Source organism: Bacillus massiliigorillae (assembly GCF_000380245.2).
GTDB lineage: Bacteria > Bacillota > Bacilli > Bacillales > DSM-1321 > Bacillus_AD > Bacillus_AD massiliigorillae.
In genome coordinates this window covers 1,411,405-1,413,218 of the sequence record NZ_HG428741.1, presented here as the reverse complement: position 1 = coordinate 1,413,218, position 1,814 = coordinate 1,411,405, and the positions used below count along the sequence as shown (strand labels likewise).

At 32.7% G+C, this 1,814-nt stretch carries 3 protein-coding genes; 1 reads left to right on the top strand and 2 read right to left on the bottom strand.

Annotated features, from left to right (window positions below; genetic code table 11):
- Nucleotides 1-258, bottom strand: a 258-nt coding sequence (locus TX86_RS26965) for a hypothetical protein (RefSeq protein WP_042347383.1), incomplete at its 3' end; no start/stop codon positions are given.
- Between the two features lie 246 nt (nucleotides 259-504).
- Nucleotides 505-693, bottom strand: coding sequence for a hypothetical protein (locus TX86_RS06550; RefSeq protein ID WP_042347381.1), 189 nt, complete (start codon nucleotides 691-693; stop codon nucleotides 505-507).
- A gap of 282 nt (nucleotides 694-975) precedes the next feature.
- Between TX86_RS06550 and TX86_RS06545 the strand changes: the two genes are divergently transcribed.
- Nucleotides 976-1,803: a MetQ/NlpA family ABC transporter substrate-binding protein gene (locus TX86_RS06545; protein ID WP_042347379.1), complete on the top strand. Its 828-nt coding sequence runs from the start codon at nucleotides 976-978 to the stop codon at nucleotides 1,801-1,803.
- Nucleotides 1,804-1,814 lie beyond the last annotated feature (11 nt).

Below are 1,814 nucleotides of genomic sequence, written 5' to 3'. Positions count from 1 at the left end.
AGTTGCTCCTGTGGCTCCGGTTGTTCCCGGTACTCCAGTTGCTCCTGTGGCTCCGGTTGTTCCTGATGCTCCAGTTGCTCCGGTCGCTCCAGTTGCTCCGGTTGTTCCTGGTACTCCAGTTGCTCCGGTCGCTCCAGTTGCTCCTGTGGCTCCAGTCGGTCCCGCTGGTCCAGGTTGTCCAGGAATAATAGGACATTCACAATCCGAAAATGAACAACCACAATTACATCTATTCTGGCCAAACCCTCTACCGTACATAATGAACCTTCCTTTCTATTAAACTTGAATCGAGAAGATATAAGCTATGTTTTTCTACAAGAGTTTTTATAGTTCAATATTATAGAATGCGAAAAAGACAAATTAAGACATAAATAAACATCTATTTTTTTTAAAATGATATACCCTTTTTTATATAAAGATAAATTAAAAACAAAAAAGACTACTTTATTCCTCTAAGTAGCCTTTCTTTTACTATTAAACTAAAAAAGATCCGTACAAAATGATTTAATCTTGTACAAATGTATCAACATCTCTTGTTTCCCATGCCATTAACAAACACAACAATATCGAAAGTGCCCCAATTAAAATTACTTGCTCTATTGCTAATCCACATCTTGCACTTAAAAACATAATAAAAAATGTAATTAAGAAGATACTCACAAAATAAGCAACATATTTCAATATTATTTTCATTTAGATACCCCTTTTAAATATTCAAATCATCCCTACCTTTATATTACATCGCCTTTAAATACTTGAAAATTTATAAGCTTACAACACATAACCGAACTATAAAAATCCCCATCAACATCATTCAAATCCAACCAATTGGAAATTTAAGGTTGACACACTCTAATGTTACGTAATAATATATAAAACATATTATTCATACCTATAAACTAAGAATTATATTTCTTCGACCTATTCTTAACGTTTTAGGAATGATACATTTCATATCATAAAGGAGAAAAGAAAATGAAGAAATTGAAATTATTCGTATTAATGTTTTCCTTATTTACAGTAATACTTGCTGGATGTAGTATAGAAACTAGTTCGGAAAGTAAAGAGAAAAAAACTATTTTAGTAGCCACATCTCCAGGACCCTATAGCGAACTTTTTTTAAAGGCCATTAAACCCATCTTAGAAGAAAAAGGATATACAATCAAAGACAAACAGTTTTCAGAATTATTACAAGCTGACGTTGCTTTAAGTGAAGGTGAAGTTGATTTAAACGTTGATCAGCATTCTGCTTACATGAATAATTTTAATGAAAATAAAAATGCAAAACTTGTAAGCTTAACTCCCATTCCAACTGTTCTAGCAGGCATTTTTCCAGGACGAAAAGCTTCTTTAGATAATGTAAAAAAAGGCGATGTAATTGGAATACCAAATGACCCTTCTAATGCTGCGAGAGGGTACGCTCTTCTACAAAAAGCAAAGTTAATTAAATTAAAAGATGGAATTGAGCTAGTAAAAGCAACAGCAGAGGATGTTGTCCAAAATCCTTATAACTTAAAAATAGTTGAAATGGATTCGGCTACTATACCACGCTCCTTAACAGATTTAGATTATGGCGTCATCCCTGGAAGTATTGTATATGCATCGAAACTAGATGCAAAAACAAGCTTGCTTTCAGAAGATATATTAAAGAAATTTGAACTTGTTGCCGTTGTAAATGTAACAAACAAAGATACCAATTGGGCGAAAGCTGTGATTAATGCATATCAATCTAAAGAATTTAAACAATACATGGAGAAACATAATAAAGATAGCTACTGGTTTATACCTGATGAATTAAAATAAATCTAATAAAA